This is a genomic window from Campylobacter concisus (assembly GCF_002092855.1).
GTDB classification, from domain to species: Bacteria; Campylobacterota; Campylobacteria; order Campylobacterales; family Campylobacteraceae; genus Campylobacter_A; species Campylobacter_A concisus_AI.
This window is the reverse complement of sequence record NZ_LVLC01000030.1, coordinates 119,748-146,726: the sequence shown is the minus strand read 5'-3', so window position 1 is coordinate 146,726 and position 26,979 is coordinate 119,748. Positions and strand designations below refer to the sequence as shown.

The 26,979-nt window shown below is 40.1% G+C and carries 24 protein-coding genes and 1 pseudogene; 18 read left to right on the top strand and 7 right to left on the bottom strand.

Annotated features, from left to right (window positions below):
- The first annotated feature begins 9 nt into the window (after positions 1–9).
- The 10 genes and pseudogenes from A3223_RS08505 (at position 10) to A3223_RS08455 (ending at position 10,134) form a co-directional block, all read left to right on the top strand.
- Positions 10–2,292, top strand: a pseudogene (locus tag A3223_RS08505) (ribonucleoside triphosphate reductase).
- Between the two features lie 84 nt (positions 2,293–2,376).
- Complete coding sequence (locus tag A3223_RS08500; RefSeq protein ID WP_084109932.1) at positions 2,377–3,051, top strand: anaerobic ribonucleoside-triphosphate reductase activating protein; 675 nt, start codon at positions 2,377–2,379, stop codon at positions 3,049–3,051.
- 74 nt (positions 3,052–3,125) lie between these two features.
- Positions 3,126–4,271 (top strand): iron-containing alcohol dehydrogenase, encoded by a 1,146-nt coding sequence (locus A3223_RS08495; protein WP_084109931.1) that lies wholly within the window; start codon positions 3,126–3,128, stop codon positions 4,269–4,271.
- Positions 4,272–4,300: 29 nt separating this feature from the next.
- A complete protein-coding gene (locus tag A3223_RS08490; RefSeq protein WP_084109930.1) occupies positions 4,301–4,942 on the top strand; it encodes an NAD(P)H-binding protein in 642 nt (213 codons plus the stop codon).
- Positions 4,939–5,709 (top strand): SDR family NAD(P)-dependent oxidoreductase, encoded by a 771-nt coding sequence (locus tag A3223_RS08485; protein ID WP_084109929.1) that lies wholly within the window; start codon positions 4,939–4,941, stop codon positions 5,707–5,709. The genes A3223_RS08490 and A3223_RS08485 overlap by 4 nt, the downstream gene beginning before the upstream one ends.
- A 72-nt stretch (positions 5,710–5,781) precedes the next feature.
- Positions 5,782–7,218: a subtype B tannase gene (locus tag A3223_RS08480; protein WP_084109928.1), complete on the top strand. Its 1,437-nt coding sequence runs from the start codon at positions 5,782–5,784 to the stop codon at positions 7,216–7,218.
- Between the two features lie 15 nt (positions 7,219–7,233).
- Positions 7,234–7,914, top strand: coding sequence for a putative quinol monooxygenase (locus A3223_RS08475; RefSeq protein ID WP_084109927.1), 681 nt, complete (start codon positions 7,234–7,236; stop codon positions 7,912–7,914).
- A gap of 309 nt (positions 7,915–8,223) precedes the next feature.
- Positions 8,224–9,006, top strand: coding sequence for an NAD(P)H-dependent oxidoreductase (locus A3223_RS08470; protein WP_141081808.1), 783 nt, complete (start codon positions 8,224–8,226; stop codon positions 9,004–9,006).
- 93 nt (positions 9,007–9,099) lie between these two features.
- Complete coding sequence (locus A3223_RS08460; protein ID WP_021091887.1) at positions 9,100–9,744, top strand: ferritin family protein; 645 nt, start codon at positions 9,100–9,102, stop codon at positions 9,742–9,744.
- 99 nt (positions 9,745–9,843) lie between these two features.
- The gene (locus A3223_RS08455) at positions 9,844–10,134 is read left to right on the top strand and encodes a DUF5339 domain-containing protein (protein WP_084109925.1); all 291 of its coding nucleotides are present in this window, start codon (positions 9,844–9,846) and stop codon (positions 10,132–10,134) included.
- 29 nt (positions 10,135–10,163) lie between these two features.
- Here A3223_RS08455 and rmuC read toward each other — a convergent pair whose 3' ends face one another.
- Together rmuC and ilvD are read right to left on the bottom strand one after the other, a co-directional pair.
- The gene (gene rmuC / locus A3223_RS08450; protein WP_084109924.1) at positions 10,164–11,732 is read right to left on the bottom strand and encodes a DNA recombination protein RmuC; all 1,569 of its coding nucleotides are present in this window, start codon (positions 11,730–11,732) and stop codon (positions 10,164–10,166) included.
- Between the two features lie 79 nt (positions 11,733–11,811).
- Positions 11,812–13,485, bottom strand: coding sequence for a dihydroxy-acid dehydratase (gene ilvD / locus A3223_RS08445; protein WP_084109923.1), 1,674 nt, complete (start codon positions 13,483–13,485; stop codon positions 11,812–11,814).
- 319 nt (positions 13,486–13,804) lie between these two features.
- Between ilvD and A3223_RS09880 the strand changes: the two genes are divergently transcribed.
- Both A3223_RS09880 and A3223_RS08440 read left to right on the top strand, forming a co-directional pair.
- On the top strand, positions 13,805–13,933 hold the full coding sequence (locus A3223_RS09880; protein ID WP_257638070.1) for a hypothetical protein: 129 nt from the start codon (positions 13,805–13,807) through the stop codon (positions 13,931–13,933).
- Positions 13,934–14,008: 75 nt separating this feature from the next.
- Positions 14,009–14,359: a hypothetical protein gene (locus tag A3223_RS08440; protein WP_084109922.1), complete on the top strand. Its 351-nt coding sequence runs from the start codon at positions 14,009–14,011 to the stop codon at positions 14,357–14,359.
- 35 nt (positions 14,360–14,394) lie between these two features.
- Here A3223_RS08440 and A3223_RS08435 read toward each other — a convergent pair whose 3' ends face one another.
- The 4 genes from A3223_RS08435 to A3223_RS08420 all read right to left on the bottom strand — a co-directional run bounded on the left by A3223_RS08435 (position 14,395) and on the right by A3223_RS08420 (position 19,299).
- Positions 14,395–16,164, bottom strand: a complete 1,770-nt coding sequence (locus tag A3223_RS08435) for an aryl-sulfate sulfotransferase (RefSeq protein WP_084109921.1) — start codon at positions 16,162–16,164, stop codon at positions 14,395–14,397.
- A 265-nt stretch (positions 16,165–16,429) separates the two neighbouring features.
- The gene (locus A3223_RS08430) at positions 16,430–17,554 is read right to left on the bottom strand and encodes a cytochrome d ubiquinol oxidase subunit II (protein ID WP_084109920.1); all 1,125 of its coding nucleotides are present in this window, start codon (positions 17,552–17,554) and stop codon (positions 16,430–16,432) included.
- Positions 17,547–19,082, bottom strand: coding sequence for a cytochrome ubiquinol oxidase subunit I (locus tag A3223_RS08425; RefSeq protein ID WP_084109919.1), 1,536 nt, complete (start codon positions 19,080–19,082; stop codon positions 17,547–17,549). Before A3223_RS08425 ends, A3223_RS08430 begins: the two co-directional genes overlap by 8 nt.
- A gap of 1 nt (position 19,083) precedes the next feature.
- The gene (locus A3223_RS08420) at positions 19,084–19,299 is read right to left on the bottom strand and encodes a DUF4492 domain-containing protein (RefSeq protein WP_021091886.1); all 216 of its coding nucleotides are present in this window, start codon (positions 19,297–19,299) and stop codon (positions 19,084–19,086) included.
- Between the two features lie 125 nt (positions 19,300–19,424).
- Between A3223_RS08420 and A3223_RS08415 the strand changes: the two genes are divergently transcribed.
- The 6 genes from A3223_RS08415 to A3223_RS08395 all read left to right on the top strand — a co-directional run bounded on the left by A3223_RS08415 (position 19,425) and on the right by A3223_RS08395 (position 26,281).
- Positions 19,425–21,059, top strand: coding sequence for a CTP synthase (locus A3223_RS08415; protein WP_084109918.1), 1,635 nt, complete (start codon positions 19,425–19,427; stop codon positions 21,057–21,059).
- A gap of 105 nt (positions 21,060–21,164) precedes the next feature.
- Complete coding sequence (locus A3223_RS08410) at positions 21,165–21,716, top strand: NAD(P)H-dependent oxidoreductase (RefSeq protein ID WP_084109917.1); 552 nt, start codon at positions 21,165–21,167, stop codon at positions 21,714–21,716.
- Between the two features lie 240 nt (positions 21,717–21,956).
- Positions 21,957–22,079: a hypothetical protein gene (locus A3223_RS09875; RefSeq protein WP_257638069.1), complete on the top strand. Its 123-nt coding sequence runs from the start codon at positions 21,957–21,959 to the stop codon at positions 22,077–22,079.
- Positions 22,069–23,643 carry a single-stranded-DNA-specific exonuclease RecJ gene (recJ, locus tag A3223_RS08405; protein ID WP_084109916.1) on the top strand — a complete coding sequence of 525 codons (1,575 nt, stop codon included), beginning with the start codon at positions 22,069–22,071 and terminating at the stop codon, positions 23,641–23,643. The genes A3223_RS09875 and recJ overlap by 11 nt, the downstream gene beginning before the upstream one ends.
- Before the next feature lie 220 nt (positions 23,644–23,863).
- Positions 23,864–25,450, top strand: coding sequence for a TonB-dependent receptor domain-containing protein (locus A3223_RS08400; RefSeq protein WP_084109915.1), 1,587 nt, complete (start codon positions 23,864–23,866; stop codon positions 25,448–25,450).
- A gap of 246 nt (positions 25,451–25,696) precedes the next feature.
- Positions 25,697–26,281 carry a hypothetical protein gene (locus tag A3223_RS08395; RefSeq protein WP_084109914.1) on the top strand — a complete coding sequence of 195 codons (585 nt, stop codon included), beginning with the start codon at positions 25,697–25,699 and terminating at the stop codon, positions 26,279–26,281.
- Positions 26,282–26,317: 36 nt separating this feature from the next.
- Here the strand turns inward: A3223_RS08395 and A3223_RS08390 are convergent, their stop codons facing one another.
- On the bottom strand, positions 26,318–26,950 hold the full coding sequence (locus A3223_RS08390; RefSeq protein WP_084109913.1) for a protein-L-isoaspartate(D-aspartate) O-methyltransferase: 633 nt from the start codon (positions 26,948–26,950) through the stop codon (positions 26,318–26,320).
- Between the last annotated feature and the right edge of the window lie 29 nt (positions 26,951–26,979).

The following is a 26,979-nucleotide window of genomic DNA, read 5'->3' as shown; positions in this document are numbered from 1 at the left end:
GAGCAAGTGATGCGTGAAATTTTAAAACGAGATGGCACAAGGCAAGAATTTGTAGCATACAAGATAGTAGATGCTATAAAAAAGGCATTTGCCAGCGAAAATAAAGCTTATGACGAGCAAGTTTTTACAAATGTAGTCCAAGATATCTTTCAAAAATCAAGTGCGATAACAGTCGAAGACATCCAAGATGCGATAGAAAAAGAGCTATTTGACGGCGGACATTTTGAAGTTTTAAAGAGCTTCATGCTCTACCGCCACACGCACAAGCTCCAACGCGAGCAAATTTTAGGGCTAAACGAAGATACGACCTATATAAACTCAACCCAAACGATAAATGAGTATATAAACGGCACCGACTGGAGAATTTCTGCAAATTCAAACACAAGCTACTCAAACGCAGGCCTTATAAACAACACCGCTGGCAAAGTTATCGCAAACTACTGGCTAGACGCTGTTTATAGCAAAGAAGAGGGCCTAGCCCACAGAAACGGAGACTACCACATCCATGACCTTGACTGCCTTACAGGGTACTGCGCTGGCTGGAGTTTGCGAGCCTTGCTAAATGAGGGCTTTAACGGCGTTCGTGGCAGAGTTGAGAGTAAAGCACCAAAGCATTTTAGAGAGGCACTTTATCAAATGGCAAATTTCTTAGGAATTTTGCAAAGCGAGTGGGCTGGCGCTCAGGCGTTTTCTAGCTTTGACACCTACCTTGCGCCTTACGTTTTTAAAGACGATCTAAGTGATGCTGAGATCAAAAAGGCGATCACTAGCTTTATTTTTAACTTAAATGTACCTGCGCGCTGGGGACAAAGCCCATTTACAAACGTAACCATCGACATCACTTGCCCAAGCGACCTAAGAGATCAGATTCCAACGAGTGATGATATACACCTCTTTACGAATGTAAAAGATGAGAAAATTTTGAAAAAAGCAAACGAGCGTGGCAGAAAAAATTTGATCGATATGACCTACAAGGACTTCGAGCCTGAAATGGCACGCATAGATAAGGCATTTTATGAGGTTTTAACAGCTGGCGATAAATGCTCGCAGCCTTTTACATTTCCAATACCAACGGTAAATATCACAGAGGATTTTGACTGGGATAGCGAAGTAGCGGATGTGCTCTTTGAAAATACTGCCAAAATGGGCTCAAGCTACTTTCAAAATTTCATCGGCTCACAATACACTTATGACGAAAATGGTAACAAGATAGAAAACGAAAAAGCCTACAAGCCAGGACATGTCCGCTCTATGTGTTGCCGTTTGCAGCTTGATCTAAGAGAGCTTTTAAAACGAGGTGGTGGTCTTTTTGGTAGTGCTGAGATGACAGGCTCGATCGGCGTTGTCACTATAAATTTAGCTCGCCTAGGATACAACTTCAAAGGTGATAAAGTCGCACTTTATAACAGGCTTAGCTATCTTTTAGAACTTGCTAAATCAACACTTGAAAAGAAGCGTAAATTTATCCAAGAGATGTATGACAGAGGGCTTTATCCTTATACGGCTAGATATCTAAAGCACTTTAATAACCACTTTAGCACGATAGGTATAAATGGCATGAACGAGCTTCTTAGAAATTTCACAAATGACAAGGAGAATATCTCAACAAAATTTGGACGTGATTTTGCTATTGAGATGGTTGAGTTTTTGCGCGATAAGATAAGGACATTTCAAGAAGAAACTGGAAATTTATATAACCTTGAGGCGACTCCAGCTGAGGGCACAACATACCGCTTTGCCAAAGAGGATAAAAAGCGCTATCCAGACATCATCCAAGCAGGTGGCGGGGAGAATATTTACTACACAAACTCAACCCAGCTTCCAGCAAATTTTACAGATGATGCTTACGAGGCACTTGATTTACAAGATGATCTTCAGACTTCATACACTGGTGGTACAGTATTTCACCTTTATATGAAAGAAAGGATCAGCTCACCTAAAGCTTGTAAGGAACTTGTAAAGAGCATAATCTCAAATTATAAGCTTCCATACATCACGATAACACCAGTATTTAGCGTTTGTTCAAAACATGGCTACATTGCTGGAGAGCATGAATTTTGTCCACTTTGTGATGCAGAATTAATAGAGAAAGAGAAAAACAATTCCAAATAAGGAGAGGAAATGACAGAAAAAGAAATTTTAGAAAAAGTGCAAGACAAACGCACAAAATGCGTAGTCTATACTCGTGTTATGGGTTATCATCGCCCAGTTGAGAGCTTTAACCTTGGTAAAAAAGGTGAGCATAAAGAGCGTATTAAATTTGATGAATACGCAAGTTGCTGCAAAAGATAATCACCGCAGCTAATAAAAACATAAAAACTCAAATAAAAAAGGCACAATCTTCTGTGCCTTTTAAATCTCAAAAGGTCCATAAATTTGCATAAAGTCTTTAGTATAACGCCATTTACTACGCTTGATTATCCAGACAAAGTGGCTGCGGTAGTTTGGTTTGCAGGCTGTAATATGAGATGCGTGTATTGCTACAATATAGAAGTTGTAAATTCAAATGGCAATATAGAAATGGATGAGGTTTGTAACTTTTTAGACCGCCGTATAGGTAAGCTAAATGGCATTGTCTTTAGCGGTGGCGAATGCACGGCAAATCCTTTGTTTTTGAAGCTTGCAAGAGAGGTTAAGTCAAGAAATTTTTGCCTAAAGGTCGATACAAATGGCTCTCATATTGAGATTTTAAAAGAGGCGATAGGCGAAGGGCTGATTGACTATATCGCACTTGATTTTAAAGCGCCAAAAGAGAAATTTACGGGCGTAACTGGCTCAAATTTATATGAAAAATTTATTAGCACACTAAAATATCTGCTTGAGATAAATTTTGATTTTGAAGTAAGAACAACCGTGCATGCAGATTTTTTAGATGAAGCAGATATTTCTTTGATGTCTGAAATTCTTTATGACCTTGGATATAGAGGCAATTATTATTTGCAAAAATTCCTTAGCACAGGTGAAAATTTTGGAAATTTAGTTGATGCTAAAAGTAGCTTTGATCCGAAAAAAATTATCTCGAAACTTCCTATCAAACTAAGAAACTTTTAAATTTCTACTCATTATTTTTAACAAAAATTTTTGCTTTGCAAAACTATAATCATTAAAACTAATAAGGAGAAACTATGCAAAATTTTAGCTTTTTAAACCCTACAAAAATAGAATTTGGCAAAGACAAAGAGCAAAATATCGGCAGATATATGAAAGAATTTGGCGTTAAAAAGACGCTTATCATCTATGGCAGCGATAGGATCATAAAAAATGGCCTTTTTGATGTGGCAGCAAAGAGCCTAAGTGCAAATGGCATCGAGTTTTGCAAGATAGGCGGCGTGAAGTCAAACCCAGTGCTAAGCAAGGTAAATGAGGCTATAAATTTAGCTAAAAAGCAAGGTGTCGATAGCGTGCTAGCCATAGGTGGTGGCTCGGTGCTTGACACGGCAAAGGCTGTGGCTACTGGAGTTAAATATAACGGCGATGTTTGGGACTTTTTTACCGGTAAAGATCCAAGTGAAGCACTTATGATATTTGACATCATAACGCTTGCAGCAACTGGCTCAGAGATGAATGGCGGCTCGGTCGTCACAAACGAAGCCACAAAAGAGAAATTTGCCATGCACGGCGCTTGTCTTTACCCAAAAGTATCGGTGGTAAATCCGCTTCTTCAAGCAAGCGTTAGCAAGGAGTACTTGGTCTATTCAGCCTCTGACATCATCGCTCACAGCATCGAGGGCTACTTTACGGCGAGCGTTCAGCCTGAGATCATAAATTTATACATCGAAGCAAACATCAAAACCGTCATGAAAACGACTGAAATTTTACTAAAAGAGCCAGATAATTACGATGCTAGAGGTGAGTTTGCCTGGGCTGCTACGATGGCGCTAAATGGCTTAACTTACGTTGGCACAGCCGGCTACTCATATCCAAATCACATGATCGAGCACGCCATAGGCGCGGTAGTTGATTGTGCGCATGGAGCTGGTCTAAGTGTGGTGATGCCAGCTTGGATGAAGTGGTATAAGAGTAGAAATTTAGAGGCATTTAAGCGTTTTGGCAAGGAAATTTTTGGCGTGAATGACGCAGACGCAGGCATTGAAAAGCTAAAAGAGTGGTTTAGCAAGATCGGCACGCCAACAAGCCTTATTGAAATCGGAGTCGATGATACAAATTTAGATGAGATCATAGCGCTAGTTTATGACTACGCAAAGGGCAGGGGCTTGGAGCAAATTTATACAAAAGAGGCCATAAGTGAAATTTTTGCCTTAGCGAGATAGAATTTATCTAAATTTTACAAAGGAAAGATATGAAAAAGATCGCCCTTATAGCTGGAGCTAGCGGTGCTTTGGGAAGTGAGATTTTAAAAAATTTATGCGAGAGTGAGTACTACAACAAGGTTATCGCCCTTGCTAGGCACGAACTAGAATTTACTCATGAAAAGCTTGAAGTAAAAGTAATAAATTTTGACGAGCTAAAATATGAGGTGCCATTTATCGCTGATGACGTCTTTTGTGCACTTGGCACGACGATGAAAGTGGCAAAGCACAAAGAGCAGTTTTACAAAGTCGATGTGACCTATCCGATAAATTTCGCCAAATTTGGCTTGGAGTGTGGGGCAAAACGCTTTGTTTTACTCTCGGCCGCAGGTGCTAGCAGAAAGTCAGGCTCGTTTTACCTAAAGGCAAAAGGTCAAGCAGAAGCAAAGATAAAAGAGCTTGGATATAGCTCATTTCACATCGTTAGGCTGCCACTTATCGAGGCTGAGAGAAAGGAATTTAGACTTGGCGAGTACCTGGCGATAAAGGCGTTTAAATTTATCCCAAAAGGCTTTTTTGACGAGTATCGTCCGATGAAGGCGGCTGATATCGCTAAAGTGATCGTGCAAGTAGCGCAAGATGACCACAGCGAAGGTGTCAAAATTTATAGTCCTATGGAGTATGCGAAGTGAAAAGATATATCGCCATCACTGGAGCAAGCTCAGGCATAGGAGCGGCCGTGGCAAAGGCATTTGCAAGGCGCGGGGAGAATTTGATCCTTATTGCAAGGCGTGGCGAGCTTTTAGAGGAGCTAAAAAGCGAGATAGCTAAATTTTCGGGTGTTGATGTCGTTATAGAGATTTGTGATCTCTCAAAGCAAGAAAATGCCCTCTTGCTTTGGCAAAATTTAGAAAAATATGAGCTAAAAGCACTTATAAACAACGCCGGTTTTGGCGACTACAACAAGGTCGGCGAGCAAAATTTAGACAAGATCACACAGATGATAAATTTAAACATTATCTCACTTGTCACGCTCTCGACGCTCTTTACAAAAAAGTATAAAGACAAAGATACACAGCTCATCAACATATCCTCGATAGGCGGCTATAAGATCGTGCCAAACGCCGTCACATACTGCGCTAGCAAATTTTTCGTAAGCGCCTTTAGCGAGGGACTTTACCACGAGCTAGCACAGGACAAGCAGGCAAAGATGCAGGCTAAAGTCCTAGCTCCAGCTGCCACAAAGACAGAATTTGGCATGGTAGCAACTAGCAAAGAGAGCTACGACTACGACAAAGCGTTTAAAAAGTATCACACGAGCGAGCAGATGGCGGAGTTTTTGCTTCGCCTTTATGATAGCCATTACTGTGTTGGCTCGGTCGATAGAGATAGCTTTGAGTTTAGCCTAAGCAAGCCAAAATTTGACTACGCGATCAAATACGAGCCAAAAGATAACTAGGCGCTAAAGCCCTGGTAGCCTACGCCAAGGCTAGTAAAGCAAAAAAAGTAGGACAAAATAAAAAGGCAGATCATGAAAGGCGTTAGAGTTGCTATTTTAGGGGTTTGTTTAGTAGGTGCTTGCTTTGGAAATGAGCTTAAATTTGACGAGAGCAAGTTTGAGCTAAAAAGCATGCAAGTTGGCGATAGGATGCTTAAATTTAGAGCTTATGAGGGCATAGTCTATGTGGCAAAGCCAGTTAGCGACTATCAGGTCTTAAATTTTTATGTGCCAGAGGGTAAATTTAGCGACCAAAAAGGGGCTATTTTTATGCCAAACGCTATCGGCGGCTATATGAGCGCAATGCCACCAAAGCCAGAGCTTCAAAACGAAAAGCCAAATGCCACTCTTGAAGCACTTCTTAGAGGTTATGTCGTGGCAAGCGTTGGCGCTAGGGGCAGGACGCTAAAAGATGGCGAGAAATTTATCGGCAAAGCGCCAGCTGCGATAGTCGATCTAAAAGCGGCCGTTAGATATCTTAAATTTAACGACAAATTTATGCCAGGCGACGCAAATAAGATCATCTCAAACGGTACGAGCGCAGGCGGCGCGATGTCGGCACTTCTAGGCACGAGCGCTTGCGCAAAAGAGTATGAGCCATATCTTAAAGAGCTAGGCGCTGCAAAGGCGGACGATCAAATTTATGCCGCTTCAGCTTACTGCCCTGTTACAAATTTGGAGCATGAAGACGAGGCGTATGAGTGGATGTTTAGGGATTTGGATAAATTTGAAAGTATTGATTTTTCAAGCTTTGATGCGAGCACTTTTAACGACAGAAACAAAAAGCAAAAGACTATCAAAGGCGAGCTAAACGCCACGCAAAAAGAGCTCTCGCGCGAGCTAAAGAGTAAATTCCCAGCCTATCTAAACTCGCTAAATTTAAAAGACGCCAAAGGCCACGTGCTAAGCCTTGATGAAAACGGCGAGGGCAGCTTCAAAGAGTATATAAACGCCCTCATCTCAAGGGCATTTACCGCTACAAAAAGCAGCGACAAAAACACGCTCACGCCTAAATTTATCACGCTTGATACTCAGGGCTGCTCGCTTGGATATACATTTAAGCTTGAAGACTTCATCGCCTCGCTAAAGCGTACCAAAGCGGTGGTTGCCTTTGACGGACTTGCGCTAGAAAATCCTGAAAACGACCTCTTTGGAGACAGCAAAACTCCTGCAAAGCACTTTACTAAATTTGCAAAAGAGCGAAGTGGTGGCGAGATGGCGGAGGCTGGCGTCATAAAGATGATGAATGCGATGAACTACACGAAAAACAAAGAGGGGGCGAAATTTTACCGCATAAGGCAGGGCACAAACGACACCGATCTGGCTCTTGCCGTGCCTGCTATGCTCGCACTCTCGCTTAAAAATGCTGGCAAAGAGGTTGATTTCGAAGCGGTCTGGGGAGAAGGACACGGTGGCGACTACGATTTAGACGAGCTTTTTGCTTGGATGAAAAGAGTGGGGCAAAGATAAATTTAAGGAGATTTGATGATAAAAAAGCTATTTTTACTAGCGATTTTGGCGGCTTTTGCCTTTGGGGCGGAGGCGAAAGTGAGTTTATACGAGCTGCTTTCAACGCCAAATAACAAGAGCTTGCTGAGACAGCTTGGTAGGGAAAATGTCCTTAGCTCAAAGAGCGAGCCAGGTACGCAGGCGATCTTTTTTATGAGTGCAAAGAGTAAGCCGGAACTGTTTTATGTGTTTGAGTTTTACGAGGACGAGGCGGCTTATAAAAAGCATATAAGCTCAGCGCATTTTAAGAAATTTGCAAGCGCAAGCGCTGAAATTTTAGCTAGCAAAAAGGCTATCAGCGTGAAAAAGAGGGCTGCTTTTTCTAAAAATTTAACGCCAGAGCGCCTAAAAGATGCCTACTTTCACATCACAAATTTAAGCCTTAAGGCAAAAAGCGATGCGAAATTTGAAAAGATCATCAAAAAATATATGCAAAAAAGCGTAGATGACGCTGCATTTGCGCAGTTTGCCTTTAGTCAAAAAGAGGCACCTAATAAGTGGATCTTGGTTGAAATTTACAAAGACGAAGCTAGCTTTGAGAGCTACCGCCACAGTGAAAACTACAAAGCTTACGCCAAAGAGCGAGCTGGGCTAATAGATGAATTTGACGGCTTTGGTCTCAAAAACGAGACCTCATTTAGTAAGATAAAATTTTAGGAGATGCTATGAAGAAAATTTAACTTTTTTGCGCACTAGCACTCATTAGTAGCACGGCTTTTGCCCTTGATAGGGCTGGATGTGAGAGTTTAAAAGATGTGAAAATTTTAAACAATGAAATCATAGATGTGGGGTCGAATGAAAGGGCGAAGCGCCAAAGAGCATGTTAGCAAAAAGTAGGACCTACGCTGGCAAGGAATTTCTAGTGTGTGCGTATCCAAAGGTGGCTACATACGTGGGTGCAGATACGAGCAAGGCAAGTAGCTTTGTTTGCAAGTAAATTTAAAGAAGTAAATTTAAGGAGAGAAAATGAGTGAAATTTTAGTTGTATCAGGTCACACTGACCTTGAAAATTCATTTGCAAATAAGATCATCTTGGGCGAGCTGAAAAAGCACTTGCCAGAGGCTAAATTTGACATACTAAGTGAGCTTTATAAAAACTACGTGATCGATGTAAAAGCCGAGCAAGAAAAGCTAGTAAAGGCTGACGTGATCGTACTTGTTTATCCATTTTTCTGGTACGGCGTGCCATCACTTTTGCAAAAGTGGTTTGAAGATGTGCTAGTTCATGGCTTCTCTCATGGCAGTAAGGGAGATAAGCTACATGGCAAAAAGCTAGTGCTTTCATTTACCTCTGGTGCGCTTGAGGAGCTTTATAAAAAAGATGCGCTTCAGCGCTACGAGATAGAGGAATTTTTGCCGCCACTTAAGGCACTAGCAAATACTTGTGGCATGGAGTTTGCAGGATATGTTTATAGCGGAGGGCTATCGTATCAGAGTAGGCACGATGAGGCAAAGCTTGCTTTGATGAGGCAAAAGGCGCTCGATCACGCAAAAAGGTTAGGGGGAGCTGATAGGCAAAATTTCATGATACCAGCAAAATTTTATAAATATGTTTTTGCGTTTATAATGTCGGCATTTATGGCGTTTTTTATGTCATTTGTGCTGACGTATCTAAACCTTGGCTTTGTTGATGGCTTTGTGAAAATTTGGCTAATCGTTTATGTAAAAGCCTTTGTAGTGGCATATCCTGTGCTTTTGCTAGTCTCTCCATTTGTAACAAAACTCACACAAATTTTATGTAAAAAATAAAATAATAATATACGTTATCAATAAAAATTATTATTTACTTATTTTAATTATTTGGTTATAATCCACTCAAAATTTATCAAAATAGGAGTCAAAATGAGACAGTACGAAACATACAAATGCGAAAAATGCGGCAACGAGATCGAGGTGCAAAAGGTTGGCGGCGGTACACTAACCTGTTGCGGCGAAGAGATGAAATGCGTCACTGAAAATTTAACAGCGGTAAATTTAATGAAGGCATTTGCTGGCGAGTCACAAGCTAGAAACAAGTACGAGCTTTACGGCGACCTAGCCAAAGAAGCAGGCTATCACGCGATAGCTAGACACTTTTACGAGGCAGCTGAAAATGAAAAATGGCATGCAAGAGCTGAGTTTAAAAAATATCACGAGCTAATGAACGATCCGATCGATAAGATGGATAAAAATTTACTTGATGCGGCAGCTGGCGAAAACTACGAGCATACTACGATGTATCCAGACTTTGCAAAGATCGCAAAAGAAGAAGAACTAAGAGATGTTGAAAGGCTATTTAATGCGATCGGCAAGGTTGAAGTAGAGCATGAAAGAGAGTATTTAGAGCTTAAAAAGATGCTTGATGAAGAGGGCTTTTTTGAGAGCGATGAGGAAGATATTTGGGTTTGTGAGGTATGCGGACACGTTCACAGAGGCAAAAAAGCTCCAGGTGCTTGCCCACTTTGCAAAGCTCCAAAAGAGTATTTTAAACGCGAATTTCTAGGCTAAAAGCCAAAATAGTCAAGGTGTTTGCCTTGACTATTAATTTAAGTTATAAAATATTATAAAAATGATACAATCCTTTCAAATTTTCACAAGGAGAAAGAGATGAAAAAATCACTTTTAGTTTTAGCTACTCTTGGCTTTGCACTAAGCCTAAACGCTGCAGATCTTACAGATACTTGCAAGTCTTACTTCTCAGACATCGACAAAATGGTTGAAGCTTACAAAAAAGCTGGTCAAGAGCAACAAGTAAAAATTTATGAAGATCAAAAGAAACAATCAATGGATCAACTTGCTGCACTTCCAAAAGAGCAACAAGACGCTACTTGCAAACAAGCTAAAGAGATGTTTGCTCAAGTAATGGAACAAATGAAAAAACAAGGTCTTTTAAAATAAATTTTATGGCTAGTTTTTCTAGCCATATCCTAATCCTCTTTTTCTAATTCGTTATTTACGCCGATCTCTTTTACTTCTATATCTTTTTGATCGTCTGGAGACAAGCGTTTAAAATTTTCAAGCCTACTAACAAGACCATCTCTACCACTAAAACTTGATGCAAGGGCGTTAAAATGTTTATTTGCAGTATTTAGTGTATTGCTAAGTCTATTCATGTGCTCGGCCACATTGCGGACTTTATCATAAATTTTAATCGCACTCTTTACGATATTTTTGGCCTCTTCATTGCCACGCTCTATGCGCCATAAATTTGCCACTGTGCGAAGAATAGGCATAAGCGTAGTGTGAGATACTAGTATTACGCGCTTTTGAAATGCGTAGTCAAAAAGGGAACTATCAAATTTCATAGCCTCGATATATGCTGGCTCAATTGGTATAAACATCAATACAAAATCAGGGCTATCAGGTACGATCTCTCCGTAATTTTTACTATTTAAGCTATCTATGTGATTTTTCATAGAAGCAATATGCTCTTTCAATGCTAAATTTAGCTCCTCTTCGTTGCTAGCTGTGATAGCCTTTTCGTAGGCTATAAGTGATACTTTAGAATCAACTATTAGGTGCTTGCCATCTGGTATCTTTACTATAAAATCAGGAATAAGACGTTTGCCTTCTTCGTTTTTAAAATTTTGTTGTGTCAAGTAATGCTCATCTTTTACAAGTCCAGAAGCCTCAAATGTGCGTTCAAGCTGTATTTCACCCCAGTTTCCAAGTGTTTTATTGCTACCTTTTAATGCAGTAGCTAGTGAGTTTGCCTCTTTTGACATTGAGATACCAATCTCACTTATGTGCTTAATCTGCGTTCCTAGTGCGCTCATGCCTTTAACTGACGCGTCATGGACTGCATTTACGCGATCTTGGAAGGTTGAAATTTGCTCCTTTAGTGGCTTTAGTAAAAGATCTAAAGAATTTTGGCTATTTTGTGTGAAATTCGCACTTTTTTCTTCAAATATTTTATTTGCAAGATTAGAAAATTCCAAATTTAACTCATTTTTTACTTTTAACAAATTTGCCTCTTGCTCTTTTAGGCTATTTTCTTTTGCTTCTATTTCATTTCTAAGCACAGCCATATCACGTTTTAATCTATTTTCTCTCTCGCTTGCTTCAACTAAAGCATTTTTATTTTGATTTAGCTCGGCTAGAGTTGCAGTAAAATTTGTCTCGTTATTCTTGGCCCTTTCATTTGCTGTACCGATACTCTCTTTAAGCTCATTTATTACGCGCTCCATCACGTCTTCAGCTTCGTCTTTTTGGGCTATTTTGGTTTTTAGCGCATCGATCTCACTGATAAGCTCGTCTATTCGCTCGTGATTTGACATAAGTCTTGCTTTTTGCTCGCTGATAAGCTGTAAATTTTCACTATTTTGAGATGATAAATTTGCTAAATTTGATGAAATTTCAAAATTTTCTTGCTCTTTTTGCGCCAAATTTCGCTTTAGTTCGAGTTTATCCCTATTAAATGAATAGATGACAAATATCGCAATCAAAAATAGTACTCCTAAAAATATGGCAGCATAAAAATAAAAATCTTGTTGCATTTGGTATCCTTAAAAAGTGAAGAAATTTTTATATGTTTATAAAAGCAAAGAGATTACTCCTTGCTTTTATAATAAATTTTTATGCTTCTAGCACTGCTCCGTTGCTTGCGTTTGTGACTAGTTTGCGGTATTGCCTTAGCCAGCGAGAGGTTAGCACTTTATCAACCGGTTTAAATTCTGCTCTTCTCTTTGCTATCTCAGCTTCGCTTAGGCGAACATTGATCTCGTATTTATCGACGTCTATATCGATGATGTCGCCATCTTGTAGCAAGCCTATCATGCCGCCTTCAGCTGCTTCTGGGCTTACGTGGCCGATGCTTAGACCCCTTGTCGCCCCGCTAAAGCGACCATCTGTGATGAGCGCCACGTCTGCGCCAAGGCCTCGTCCCATGATGAGTGAGGTAGGGCTTAGCATCTCTTGCATGCCAGGGCCTCCGCGTGGGCCTTCGTAGCGGATGACGACGACATCGCCTTTATCTACTTTGCCACTTGAAATTCCAGCGATGGCTTCATCTTGTGAGTTAAAGCAGACCGCTTTGCCGCTAAATTTACGCTCACCAACGATGCCAGCTGTCTTGATTACACAGCCTTGCTCGGCTAAATTTCCAAACAAAATGGCAAGTCCGCCAACTTGTGAATAGGCGTTTTCTACTTTGTGAATGATACTCTCATCTTTGATGTCACTTATCTTTACACGCTCTCCCAAAGTTTCGCCACTAACTGTGAGATTGTCTAAATTTAGCATGCCATTATCTCTGCGTGAAATTTCTTTTATCACCGCATTCATACCACCAGCTCTACCGATGTCCTCCATATGCACATTTGGTAAGCTTGGGCTGATCTTAGCGATGTGAGCGATATTTTGGCTGATCTTATTTAGCTCTTTGATATCTAAATTTACGCCAGCCTCTCTTGAGATAGCTAGCATGTGAAGAACGGTGTTGCTGCTGCCGCCCATCGCCATATCAACGACAAGCGCGTTGCGGATCGCTTTTTCATTTAGTATGTTTCTGATTTTAAATTTCTCATCAAGGGCGATCTGGCAAATTCTACGAGCCGCCTGCCTGATGAGCTCTTCACGCTCTGGGGTTAGCGCTAGGATAGTGCCGTTGCCAGGGAGTGCTATGCCCATCGCTTCACAAAGTGTGTTCATAGAATTTGCCGTAAACATACCGCTACAGCTGCCACCACTTGGACATGCGTTGCACTCGATATCTTTTAGCTCGGCCTCGTCTATCTCTTTGGTCTCAAATTTACCAACTGCCTCAAACGCAGTCGCAAGATCAATTGGCTTGCCATCTTTTGTGTAACCCTTTTTCATTGGGCCACCACTTACAAATACGGTTGGGACATTTACTCTTAAAGCGCCCATAACCATGCCAGGGACTATCTTGTCGCAGTTTGGCATACAAACAAGTGCGTCAAGTGCGTGAGCGTTCATCACGGTCTCTATCGAGTTTGCGATGATCTCGCGGCTAGGCAAGCTATATAGCATGCCTCCATGCCCCATCGCGATGCCATCATCCACGCCGATACAGTTAAACTCAAATGGAATACAGCCATTTTTGCGAATTTCATCTTTTAAAATTTGTGCATATTTGTTTAAAAAAAAGTGACCTGGAATGATCTCTATAAAGCTGTTTGCAACGCCGATAAAGGGTTTAGCAAAGTCATCGTCTTTTAGCCCAGTCGCACGTAAAAGTGAGCGGTGTGGGGCTCTTGTGTAGCCTTTTTTGATTATGTCGCTTCTCAAATTTGATCCTTTTTTAAAATTTGAGAGGATTTTATCACATATAAAGTATCAAAGATTTTAAAAAAATTTTTACAAATTTAAAAATTTTTTTATTACATAAATAACACATTAAATTTTTAAAATTTATCCAAAAAGGATGAGCTAAATAGCTACGAAATTTCGGTAATTTTAATCAAAGCAGTATGCAAAATAATAACGTAAAAATATTATCAATGTGTTATAAATATTGATTTATAGGGCTTTATTGTACCTTGGTACAATTTACAAGACTTATGAAAATTTATACAATGCGATAAAATTTTTTAACAAGGATGAGAAAATGATCGCAAAAACAGAGGGCATAAAAGTGATGCCAATGCAAACTAAAATTTTAAATTCTGGCACAAACTTTTATGAAAATAACTTCACAAATACAACTTTAATTTTTCCTTTTTACGCGAAGAAGTAAAACAACTTCTAATCTCCAAAACAAGAGCGATTTAGCTTTTATTTTAAATTTAATTTATAGTTAAGAGAGTTTTATATGCAAAGTGAAAAAATAGAAATTTTACTTGATGAAGTGAATGAAACAATAGATTCGATATTTAGAACCTGTAATAAAAATGGCGGAACAAAGAAAGCTTTGGAAAATAGAAAGCTAAATAAAGAAATTTTAAAAGATAAATTTGCATCGATCTTTTTAAAATTTGACCAGATAGACGATGATAATTTTAAAAGCATAGTTCTTGCAAGTGATGAGACAAAAGAGCTAAGCGATATGGTAAAAGCATTCGAAGCGGATAAAGATATAGACTTGCCAGAGCTAGAGCGAGCAATAAATTTTAACCTTACTAGAATCAAAGAAGCAATCTATAAATTTCAAAACAACAACTAAAAGCTGGTGCGAGAAAAATCTCACACCAGATACTGCTAATAACTAAATACCTCCGGATCAATAACCATCGCCCTATAAGCGACATCATCTCTTGAAGCAGAGTCCACGTCCATCTCAAATTTGATCTCATTTGTCTTTGGATCGATCTCAACTAAGACCATTTTGATAGTCTTGTCAGGACGGAGCAAATTTACATTTGAGCTTGAGATGAAGTAGGTATTTTTATCTTTTTGCCACTCGACGTTGCTAGTAACTGCGCTATAAAAGTCAAAGCCACGCTCTTTGCCAAACTGCCAAGTTTGTTCAACCGTGCCCTTTTTCTCATCTATCTTATACTCGACCGCACGAGAGTATTTATCCTCTTTAAAGGCTGGCTGCTCCATGCCTCTTGCATCGCCATTGTCAAATACGCTTAGGTGTTTTATGCTGCCTTTGTTGTCGTATCTTGGCGTTAGCCATGCAGTGTGCTGAGTCCATGACCAGTCAAATTCGCCCTCGCATTTTGAGTTTTCGCATTTTATCTTATTGCCTTTACTATCGACTGGAGTTAGCACTTTGGCTTTAAATTCTTCACTCCAGCCCTCAGGCGAAGCTAATATCCATTTTACTTTTTTATCGCGTCCGATTTTAACGATACCTTGGTGGCGAAGTGAGAGGATGATGCTATCGTCGCTCTCATCGTATGAGATAGAGTTTACGTGAGCCCAGTTTCTACCTGTGCCAGTAGAGGTGATGTCGCCAAATGGTAGATCATTACTTATCTTTATCTCCTTTGCGTCCATGTCGATGTTTAGGCAAACAGCTCTTGCGTCAAGCGCTTTTATGAGGTTGCTGCGGTAGACGTTGTTGCCAAAAATTTCATTTAGATCCCACTCTTCGACCACTTTACCGGTGCTATCGACCTCGATGATGTGATCTCTTATGGTGTGAGAAATTTTGCCATCTTTGTGGTGGTAGTTGTATTTGCCAACTCTAAGAAGTGCGTGATCGTCCTTTAATGGCATAACTTCATGGCTTAGATCGATGTAGCCTCTTGGAAGTGGGCGGTTATAAATTTCTTTTCCCATAAGGTCATATCTTAGATATCTTTGAGCCATGCCAAAGCTGATATCGCCATTTTTTAGCTGATGAAAGCCCATCATCATGCCTCCATCCATCACTCTTCTCTCGCTGCGGTCGTAAAATTTCTGATAGTCAAGGTACCATCTAACCTCACCTTTGGTATCTACTATGTAGTTTTCAGTAAAATCATTCCAGCTAGCCGCACCGCCGTTTTTCCAGTCAAGCGGTTTATAGACGCTTGTGATCGTGTTATTTATGAGATAGAGCCTGTTTTTAAAGGCAGGATCGACCTTTTTGACGCGAGTCTTTTGCATGTGAGAAAATCTAAAATCACGGCTATATGTGACGATAGGCTGGGCGTAAATTTTATATGTTTCTACCTTTTTAGCTCCGTTAAACGTGTAGCTAAGCACGACCTCGTTTAGATAGTCAGGGTAAAGGCCCCAAATAGGCACACCATCATGCGTTAGCAGGGCATGCTCTGAGACGTTGTAGTCGATATCAATACCACCATCTGGCTTGCCTTTTACTTTGACGTGGATATTTTTAATGTCTTTGCCAGCTCTATCGATGATAGCAGTTAGAGGCGATACGTCGTAGGGGTTTATAAAGACTGATCCAAGCTCGCCTTGAACCTTTACGTGATGAGCGAGGACTCCAGCCTCTAGTGGCGTGATGCCTATACTAAGACCACTAACCAAAACAGCCGCAAGGGCAACAGAACTTAAGAAATTCTTGCTCATTTTCGCTCCTTTAATAAAATTTAATGATATCTTACTACCCAAATTTCACACAAAACTAACGCTTATATGAAAAGTGGCTTAAATAAATTTATAAAAGAGTTGTTTTAAAGGGTAAAAATAAAAAGAAGAATTTAGGAGCAAATGCCCCTAAATTTTAGTTATTTGCTTCAAATTTCTTTAAAGCAAATAGTACAAATTTGTAGCTAGCAAACAATGTTACTGGCCAAAGTATCAAAAAAATTCCTGCTTCTAACATCTTTTATCCTTAGTATGCGTGATGATCGTTTTTGATCTCATCTTGCGTGATCTTCTTGCTATCTATCGCTCGCCAAACAACGATGATATAAGCAAGCACTACTGGCACTAGCAAGCTAACATATGCCATAACGCCAAGTGTGTAGTGGCTTGAGCTTGCATTTTTGATAGTTAGCGAGCTAGAAAGGTCGCTAAATGACGGATAAAATGCAGTGCCATTTAGTCCTGTTATTAAAAATAGCGCAGTCACAGCTAGCGTAACGCCAACGCCGTAAGCAAAAATTCCACGTATGCTTTTTGTAAATGCCCCTTGGAAAATTCCAACAAGTACCAAAACAACGCCAACAAGAAGCAATATACCAACGATAGGCATCTCGATCAAATTTATAGCATATTTGTAAGGCATAAGGCTAACTACGCCATTTGCGTCGTATGCAAAGCCATCTTTTGTAAGTATCCAAGCAAGAAATCCTAAGAAAAATGGCAAGAATAGCACGGTGTTGATAAGTAGCTGTTTTCTGGCGTTTTGTATAAATTCGCCATCAGCGATGTTATTTATAAGATATAAGCAGCCGCCTATGCGAGATAGGAAAAACATCGCTATGCCAAGCAAGTATAAGTAAGGATTTGCCAATGCTTCAAGACCACGAAATGGAGTCTTCCACTCGACAAAGTTGTGTTCATTTAGTACAAAGTCACTGCCACTAAAAAAGGTACTAACCGCCATGCCAATAAGGATAACACCAAGTGAGCCATTTATAAAAAGGAAAATTTCATAAGTTCTAGCGCCTAAGAAGTTATCAGGCTTTTTGCGGTACTCGTAGCTTACAGCTTGGACGATAAAGCAAAATAAAATAGCCAGCCAAACCCAGTAAGCGCCGCCAAAACTAGTAGCGTAAAATAGCGGGAACGCCGCAAAGCACGCGCCACCAAACATAACAAGCGTTGTAAATGTAAGCTCCCATTTTCTACCGATAGAATTTATGAGCATATCTTTTTTAAGCTCGTCCTTGCCAAGGCTAAAGATGAGTGTTTGACCGCCTTGAACAAACATCATAAATACCAAAAGTCCGCCAAGAAGGCTAACTATAAACCACCAATAAATTTGTAAATTTTCTAAGCTTAAACTATGCATGGTTGTTAAATCCTATCTTTATTTGCTTAAGCATGATTTTGATCTCAGCAATTAGCAAGACCGTAAATAAAACAGCAAATAATATAAATGAAATTTTGACATTTGAGTCAGATAAATTTGTAGCTCCTACGCCAACGGTCATAAGATCTTGTATCACCCAAGGCTGACGACCGACCTCTGCTACTATCCAGCCAGCTTCAGCTGCTATATAGCCAAGTGGTATGGTAAAGAGACAGATCCATAAAAATGCTCTTATGTTTTCAAATTTATATTTTCTTGAAAGATTTAGATATAGCGTAATAGCAAAAAGAGCTATGAAATATGTACCAAGAGCGACCATGATGTGGAAGCTATAAAATGTAAGTGCAACTGGTGGCACAGCATCTTTTGCGTCCTTAAGATAGCCATATCCTAAGAAATTTAGGTTGCTCTCTAAATTTGAAAGCGAGCTTTTCATCAAGCTCTCGTCATTTGCTTTTTTAGCCTCTTTGTAGTTTTTAAGAGCTTCGATAGCTACTTTGCCCTTTGCCATCTTCTCTTCAACGCTTATTAGATTGTGCTCGCTATTGCCATAAAGTAGGTCATTTATACCTGGTGTAAATGAGTCAAGCTCTCTGTTTGCCATGATGCCAAGTGCGTAAGGCACCTTTATCTCAAATAAAAATGGCTCGCTCTCATCGCCAAGCTTTTTAGCTGGGTTTAAAATGCCAGCTGCAACTAGACCAGCGTTTTTCTCGCCCTTGTAAAGTCCCTCCATCGCAGCAAGCTTCATAGGTTGCTTTTGAGCTGCAAGATATGCGCTCTCATCGCCGCTAAGTAGCAAAAATGCCGAAGTGATAAGACCAAATGCACTAGCAACGACGATACTTTTTTTAGCTAGCAAGATGTGGCGTTTTTGGATCAAAAACCAGGCAGAAATTCCTATCACAAAAAGAGCCGAGATAGTGTAGCCGCTAGTTACTGTGTGTAAAAATTTGCTAATTCCAAGAGGATTTAGCGCGACTTCGAAGAAATTTTCCATCTCCATTCTTGCAGTATCTGGGTTAAATTTCATGCCTATTGGGTACTGCATCCAGCCATTTGCGATTAAGATCCAAAGTGCGCTTAAATTTGAACCAATCGCGACAAGCCAAGTTGAAAGCAGGTGAAATTTCTTGCTGACTTTATCCCAGCCAAAAAACATAATGGCAAAAAATGTACTCTCCATAAAAAATGCGAGCAAGCCCTCAATCGCAAGTGGAGCGCCAAATATATCGCCTACAAACCAGCTGTAATTCGCCCAGTTTGTACCAAACTCAAACTCCATAATGATGCCAGTAGCCACACCGATAGCGAAATTTATACCAAAGAGCTTTAGCCAAAATTTCGTTATCTCAAGCCAGGCTTTATCGCCGGTTTTAACATATATCGTCTCCATAATGGCGATGATAAAACTTAGCCCCAAAGTAAGCGGGACAAACAAAAAGTGGTAAATGGCAGTCAGCGCAAACTGAGCCCTAGACCAATCAACAAAATCCATCTCAGACATTTTATTCCTTTATTAAATTACGAATTACAAATTCGCTTTTTTCTTCGTCGGTTTGAAATTTGGTATTTAGAGTCTCGTTAAAGATGAAGGCTTTTAAAATTCCAAACATGATGATAAGCTTTATTATTATGAGAAGCCATAATTTTTTGCCTATTTTCATATTTTTAAAGCCCTCTATATATAAAGAGGCAATGATGTTTAAGTAGTTTTTTATCATAGTTTTTGAAGTCTATAACAAAAAGACTTAAAGAATAATTTTTAAAATTTATACGATTAATGCCTTACTAAATATTTAAGGGGTATAATCCGCAATTAAAAAATAAATAAATTTAAGGAAATTTAATGGCAAAAGAGACGAAGTACATTTTTATCACAGGTGGTGTTTTAAGCTCACTTGGAAAAGGCATCGCAGCTGCGTCTATAGCGACTCTTTTAAAAAATTCCGGACTAAAAGTAAGTGTTTTAAAAGCTGATCCATATATCAACGTAGATCCTGGTACGATGAGCCCGCTTGAGCACGGAGAAGTCTTTGTCACAGACGATGGTGCAGAGACTGATCTAGACCTTGGCCACTACGAGAGATTTTTAGATGAGAGCCTAAGTCAAGATAATAACTTCACTACTGGCAGAGTTTATAGCTCAGTGATCGAAAAAGAGCGCCGTGGTGACTACCTTGGAAAGACTATACAAGTGATCCCTCACATCGTTGGCGAGATCGTTGATCGCATCAAAAAAGCAGGTGAGGGCAAAGATGTGCTCATTGTTGAGATCGGTGGAACCGTTGGCGATATCGAGGGACTACCATTTTTAGAGGCGATAAGAGCGCTAAGGGTGGAAGTTGGTAAAAAAAGAGCGCTAAATATCCACCTAACGCTTGTGCCATTTATAAAAGTGGCTGGCGAGCTAAAAACAAAACCAACCCAGCATAGTGTAGGTGAGCTAAGACGTATAGGCATAACACCAGATATCATCATCTGCAGATCTGAAATGCCACTAAACCGCGAGCTAAAAGATAAGATCGCAGCAAGCTGCGGTGTTGAGAAAAACTGCGTTATAGAGAGCTTAGACAGCGCAAGTATCTATCAAATCCCACTTTCATTTTTAAAGCAAGACATACTAACTCCAATCGCTGAAAATTTAGGCTTTAATGAGCTAAAACCAGACATGGCAAAGTGGGATAGTCTAGTAAAAAGGATAATCGCTCCAACAAATGAAACTACAATAGCATTTGTGGGTAAATATATCGACCTAAAAGAGAGCTACAAGAGCCTAACTGAGGGCATCATTCACGCTGGAGCAAATTTAGACGCTAGGGTAAATTTACGCTGGATAGATAGCGAAAAGATAGAAGAGAACAATGTAAATGAGCTTTTAAAAGACGTTGATGGTATCTTAGTCGCTGGTGGCTTTGGTGAAAGGGGCGTTTTAGGCAAGATGCAAGCTATAAAATTTGCTCGTGAAAATAAGATCCCTTATCTTGGAATTTGCCTTGGTATGCAGCTAGCACTCATTGAGTTTGCAAGGGATGTTTTAGGCTTAGAAGATGCAAATTCTATGGAATTTGACAAAGAGTGTAAAAACCCTATCATCTATCTAATCGATAGCTTTATCGACGCTCATGGCAAAAAACAGATAAGAACGCACACAAGCCCACTTGGCGGCACGATGAGGCTTGGAGCATATAACTGTGAGATAAAACCAAAGACACTTCTAGCTGAAATTTATGGCAATGCAAAGAGTGTAAAAGAGCGTCACCGCCACCGCTACGAGGCAAATCCAAAATATAAAGAAATTTTTGAGAAAAATGGTCTTTTGGTAAGCGGTGAGAGCGATGGACTTATAGAGGCTATCGAGCTAAAAGGCCATCCGTGGTTTGTGGGCGTGCAGTGTCATCCTGAATTTACTAGCCGTCTAACTAAGCCAAATCCTGTGATATTAGGCTTTATAAAGGCAAGTTTAGAAAACGTTAAATCTTAAATTTAGAGCCATCTGGCTCTAAAAATTCTTTTAAAATTTTGCTGTTTTTATTAAATTATTTATCAAATAAATCCCACTACTTGCCATAAATTTTTAAGGACAAAAATGAAAACTCTAATCATCTTAGCACACCCTGATATCCAAAACTCGGTCATAAACAAACGCCTGCTACAAGAGGCTCTCAAAGAGCCGCAGCGCTTTAGCGTTCATGATTTGACGCAGGTTTACGCGGACGGCAACATAGACACCGCGCGTGAGCAAGAGCTCATCAGAGCCCACGACGCCCTCGTTTTGCAATTTCCGCTTCACAACTTCTCCTGCCCTCCGATTTTAAAATCATGGATCGACGCGGTGATGACGCATGGTTTTGCCTACGGACGCGGCTCGGATGGTATAGCAGGGCGCAAGGTGGCGCTAGCCGTGACCGCAGGCATCAAAAAGAGCGACTACTGCCCGCAAGGACGCTATCATTTTAGCTTGCGCGAGGTTCTTACGCCGTTTGAGCTTGCGTTTAAATACTATTTTCACGCCGATTACCGCGACTTTTTTGCATTTTACGGCGCCGAGGAGACTCCGGGCGTGGACTACGTATCAAGCCAGGACGATTTGGAGCGCGACGCTAGAGAATACGCGGAGTTCTTGAGAAATTTGGAGTAAATTTTTACAAAAATGGTTTAAACTTTATGGTATAAACTATTTAAAAATTTATAAATTTAATTGTATAAATTTTTGCTAATGCTTACTATTTTTGGCGCGTTAAATTTGTAAAGACTATCAATTTAACAAAGCTTTTAAGCTTGCTATGAGCCCTAAAATCTTACTTTCATTTAAAATTATAAGAAATTAAATTTCAAAAAGATATAATCCAAGCATTCAAAATAAAGACGAAAGATTGCGATGAAAAAGAAGTATTTTTATAGCCAAATTTTTGGCAATATGGGTGTAAATTTAAGTGAACAAGTGGCATTAAATAAAGTTGGTAAGTTCTTTAAAAATTCTTGCCAAAACCATGCTAAATAAAGAGGATATAAGGAATTTACTAGCGCATAGATTTTGTAACGACATACATAAAAAAATTAGTGAAATTCCGACACCAAGTGCCTTAAAAGATATCTATAAAGGCGCTAATCGCATAAAAGAAGCGATCGAGAAAAACGAGCGCATAGCCATTGTGGGCGATTATGATGTTGATGGTGTTGTTTCGAGCGTAATTTTGGCTGAGTTTTTTGATGATCTTGGCGTGAAAGACTACCTAGTAAAAATTCCAAATAGATTTAAAGATGGATATGGGCTAAATCCTGAGATAATAGACGAACTCTCAGCCGATGTAAGCCTGATTATCACCGTTGATAACGGCATCTCTGCAAACGATGCGGCCATTATCTGTAAAGAAAAAGGCATCGATCTTATCATTACTGATCATCACATGCCTCCAGCTGTTCTCCCAGAAGCTTATGCGATCATTAACCCAAAACAAGAAGACTGCAACTTCCCAAATATCGAAATTTGTGGCGCTGAGGTCGCTTGGTATTTGGTTGGAGCGTTAAAGGATGTTTTTGGACTAAATTACGATATGAGCAAATTTCTAGAGCTTTTAGCTATCGCGATAATCGCTGACATGATGGAGCTAAGAGATATGAATAGAATGCTTGTTCGCCTTGGCATTTGTAAGCTAAATGCGTCTAAGCGTTCCGCATTTCACGCTATAAAAGAGTTTTATGGTAAGGAAAAATTTGAGTGCGATGATATTAGCTTTCTTATAGCTCCACTTATAAACTCAGCCGGACGCATGGACGATGCGATGAATTCATTTAACTTTTTACGCGCAAAGAGCATCGAAGAGGCTTACAACTACCTTGATACGATCATTGAATTTAACAACTCCAGAAAAGAGGAGGAGCGCCAACTCTTTGAGTGCTCGCTAAAGGACGTAAAAGAAGACGATGAAGTCATCATCACTTGGGGTGAGCAGTGGCACGAGGGCGTGATAGGTATCGTAGCTAGCCGCCTAGCAAAGCACTTTGCAAAGCCAGCTATCGTCTTTAGTATCGATAAAGGCCGTGCAAAAGGTAGTGCTAGAAGCATTGGTAAGCTTGATATCTTATCTCTTATAGCAAGCCACGAAGATCTGCTAACAAGCTACGGCGGTCACAAAGGAGCGGCTGGACTTACGCTTGTGCCTGAAAATTTGGTGAAATTTAAAGAAGCGATAAATAAAAGCTGCTCATGCCTAAATATGCAAGATTGCAAAAGCTCGGACGAGCTACTTGGTGACATAATACCAAGCGAGATAGACTTTGAACTGCTTGAAATTTTAGAATTTTATGAGCCATACGGACAGAAAAATCCACGCCCAGTCTTTAAGATAAAAAATGCTCTTGTTAAAAATGAAAGACTTATAGGCAGGGATCAAAACCACCTAAAGCTCATCTTGCAAAAGGATAATAAAACACTTGAGGCTCTATTTTTTAACTTTACAAAACACGCTAGAGTTGGCGAGATGATAGATATTATCTTTTGTATATCAAAAAATTCATTCCGCGGACTTGTTACCCCGCAGCTACTCATAAAAGAGATTTTATAAATTTTATCTCGGTTTTATAATGCTAAAATTTTAATGAAACCGAGATCGCTTCGGTTTTAATTTACCAAAATCGTTTCTTTATATATTTAATGCAGTCCAACTAAAATAATACTATTTGACTCAAATTTCTGTATTGTAAAATTAATGTTATATAAATATTTTGTTTAAGTTCATTTTTGCTTTAATTTTAATTTTAAATATTAATTTCATAGGACTAAACATGAAAATTTCTTACGTTTTAGCATTTGCTTTAGTGTCAAATTTAATGCTTGGTGCTGAGGAAACGATAGACTTGGCTCCGGTTACCGTTTCCGCAAAGATACAAAAGTCCGTTCTTGACGAACCGACAAAGGCTCAAATAGTGGGCAAAGGCGCGATACTAGAAAACGGCGACATCGCTAAATCGCTTTTAAATTTGAGCGGCTTTACGATGGAGCGCAAGGGCGGAGGCGGCAGCGAGGTTTATTACCGCTCACAGACGGCGGCTAGGCTGCCGGTGCTAATCGACGGTAGCACGCTAAACGGTGGTTGCGGTATGCGAATGGATACGCCCATCACTTACATCTCGGCGCAAAATTATAGTTCGGTTCGCATCGTAAAAGGCCCGCAAGATGTCAGATACGGCGCGCTCATTAGCGGCGGTATATTTTTCGATAGAGAGATAGCAAGGCTATCAAAACCGAGCTTCGGAGGAAACGTAAGCGTGCTTGGCGGTAGTTTTAGAAGATTTGAAACTGCCGCGGACGTAGCGGCGGGCAACGAGTTGGGAAGCTTAGAAATTTCCGGCGGGCACTACCAGAGCGGCGATTATAAAAGCGGCGACGGACAGAAAATGCATACGCACTATAAACGCAACAGCGTCTCGCTCGTAGGTACGCTAACGCCCACGGATACTACCGCCTTGCAGCTAAGCGCGGATCTGGGTAATGGAGAAGCGGCTTATGCCGATAGGATGAGGGACGGCGTGCAGTTTGACCGTAAATCTTTTGGACTAAAATTCGAACAAGACGTCGGCGAGCACAAGATCAGGCTAAGCTCGTACTATCATCAAATCGATCACATAATGGACAACTTCACCATGCGTCCGGTGGTGCCGGGCACGGGGCGCGGCAAGGGATATAGCATCAGTCACCCGATACGCGATATGTACGGCTTTAAGCTAGAAGGCGAGTTAAATTTCGATAATCTAACCAGCTTCATTGGCGCCGGTTATTCGCAAGACTCCTTTAAATGGCGAGGCGCCGGAACGGGCGGAGCCGGCGTATCTAAAGCCGACATGGACGCCGCCCTATCAAAGCCGCACGTAAAAGAGCGCAAGGTAACGTATAAAACGATATATACTCAAAACGAATACGTCCTTGAAAACGACTACGGGCTTTTTGGCGGACTTAGGCTAGACGTCGGCGAGAGAAAGCAATTACTAACGCATAAAAGTAGGAGCGAAAATTTATTCTCAGGCTTTTTTAGATACGAAAAATATCTGCAAAATTTAACGCTCTACGCAGGACTAGGTCACGCGCAAAGGTTACCGGATCACTGGGAAACGAATAAAGACGATAATCTCAAGCTAAATAAAGAAAGAAACACTCAGCTTGACTTTGGCACCGTGCTAAAAGATAAAAATTACGAGCTAAACGCGAATTTCTTTGTCTCGAAGATGGATGATTACATAATGATAAAATATAGTCCTATGGGCATGTCATCAAACGTATTTAATACCGATGCCTTACTATACGGCGGCGGTATCGCAGGCTACGAGACTATCCCAAACGGCACGAGGCTTTATGAGCCGGGCAGAAGCTTTTGAGCGAAATTTAAGGTGTATTTTTAGGGCTTAACTTAATAAATTTGGCATGGCTGTGGGCTTAGGATTTGCCCTAGAGCTGTGCCAAATTTAAGTATTTCTGCTCTTATCTTCTTAATAATACTCACACTTACTACATTTACTATTAGTAATAAATTGGCACTTGGTATAAAATTTCTTATTAAATTTAAATTTTATATAGATTAAAAGCTTAGATGTAAAATCTCAGAAATTTTTTAAAGGAGAGGTATGAAAAATTTACTTGTAAAATCAAGCTTGATTTTAGCTTTGGTAAGCTCAGCTGCACTAGCTCAAGGTGCATTTGTTGGTGGTGAAGGTGATTATTCGTTTAACTCAAAAATCAAAACAAAAAACATAGCAAGTAGTGAGAAAAATAACTTCAAAAAAGGTCACTACGGCCTTGGCTTTTATGGCGGTTATGACTTTGACAGCTATAGAGCTTATGGTGGTTATTATTATGACTTTAAAGCTAGGAAAAATGCTGGTGAATCAGATGCAAAATGGAGTAAGCATAAATTTTTAGGTGGTGTTGATTATACGCCAAGCATCACTGAAAATTTTAAAGCCGTTCTTGGCGGATACACAGGTCTTGGCTACTTAAGCGTTAGAGAGAGATTTAATAACGAAACAAGTAAGAAAAATTTCAAAGGCTTGCTAGTTGGCGCAAAAGCGGGCGGAATCTATTCATTTGATGAGCAAAACGCGATCGAATTTGGCTTAAAAGCTGATAAGACTTTTTATAAGAAAAATAGCGGAGCTCAGCTAAGAGATACAACTATAGGAATTTATACAGGCTATACTTATAAATTCTAACCTTTAGGCAAGGCTTAGGCTTTGCCTTATTTTGGGCTACTCTCTACCTTCAAGAAGTGGCACAAAAAGGCACTCATCTAAGTACTCTTTTTCTAAATTTTCATCTTTATCTTTTTTAAATTTAGCGATAAATTGCTTGCCATCTTTTTTCATTGGAGCTACTAAAATTCCACCATTTTTAAGCTGCTTAAATAAATTTGGCGAGATCTCATCAGCAGCTGCCGAGAGCAAGATACGATCAAATGGTGCGTAGCTTCGCCAGCCGTTGTTGCCATCGTCATACCTTACATGTACGTTTTTTATTTTTAGTGCCTCGAAGCGTTTTTTCGCCTCCATGGCTAGCTTTTCTATACGCTCGACACTAAAAATTCTATGTGCAAGTTTGCTTAAAATAGCTGCTTGATAGCCACTTCCACAGCCTATCTCTAGGATATTGTCCATATTTTCGCACTCTAGTGCCATTGTCATCTTTGCCACAGTTAGCGGTGAGCTGATCCATTGATTGCCCAGTATGGGCTGCGCGTCAAGTTTATAAGCATGTGCAGTAATTGGTACAAAAATTTCACGCTCAGTGGTAGCTATCGCATCGAACAAAAGTGGGCTTAGCGTGATCTCATCGGCTATATCGCTAGCTAAATTTTGGCATTTTATCGCTTCTAGTTGAGTCAAAATTTATATCCTAAATAAAAATTAAATCG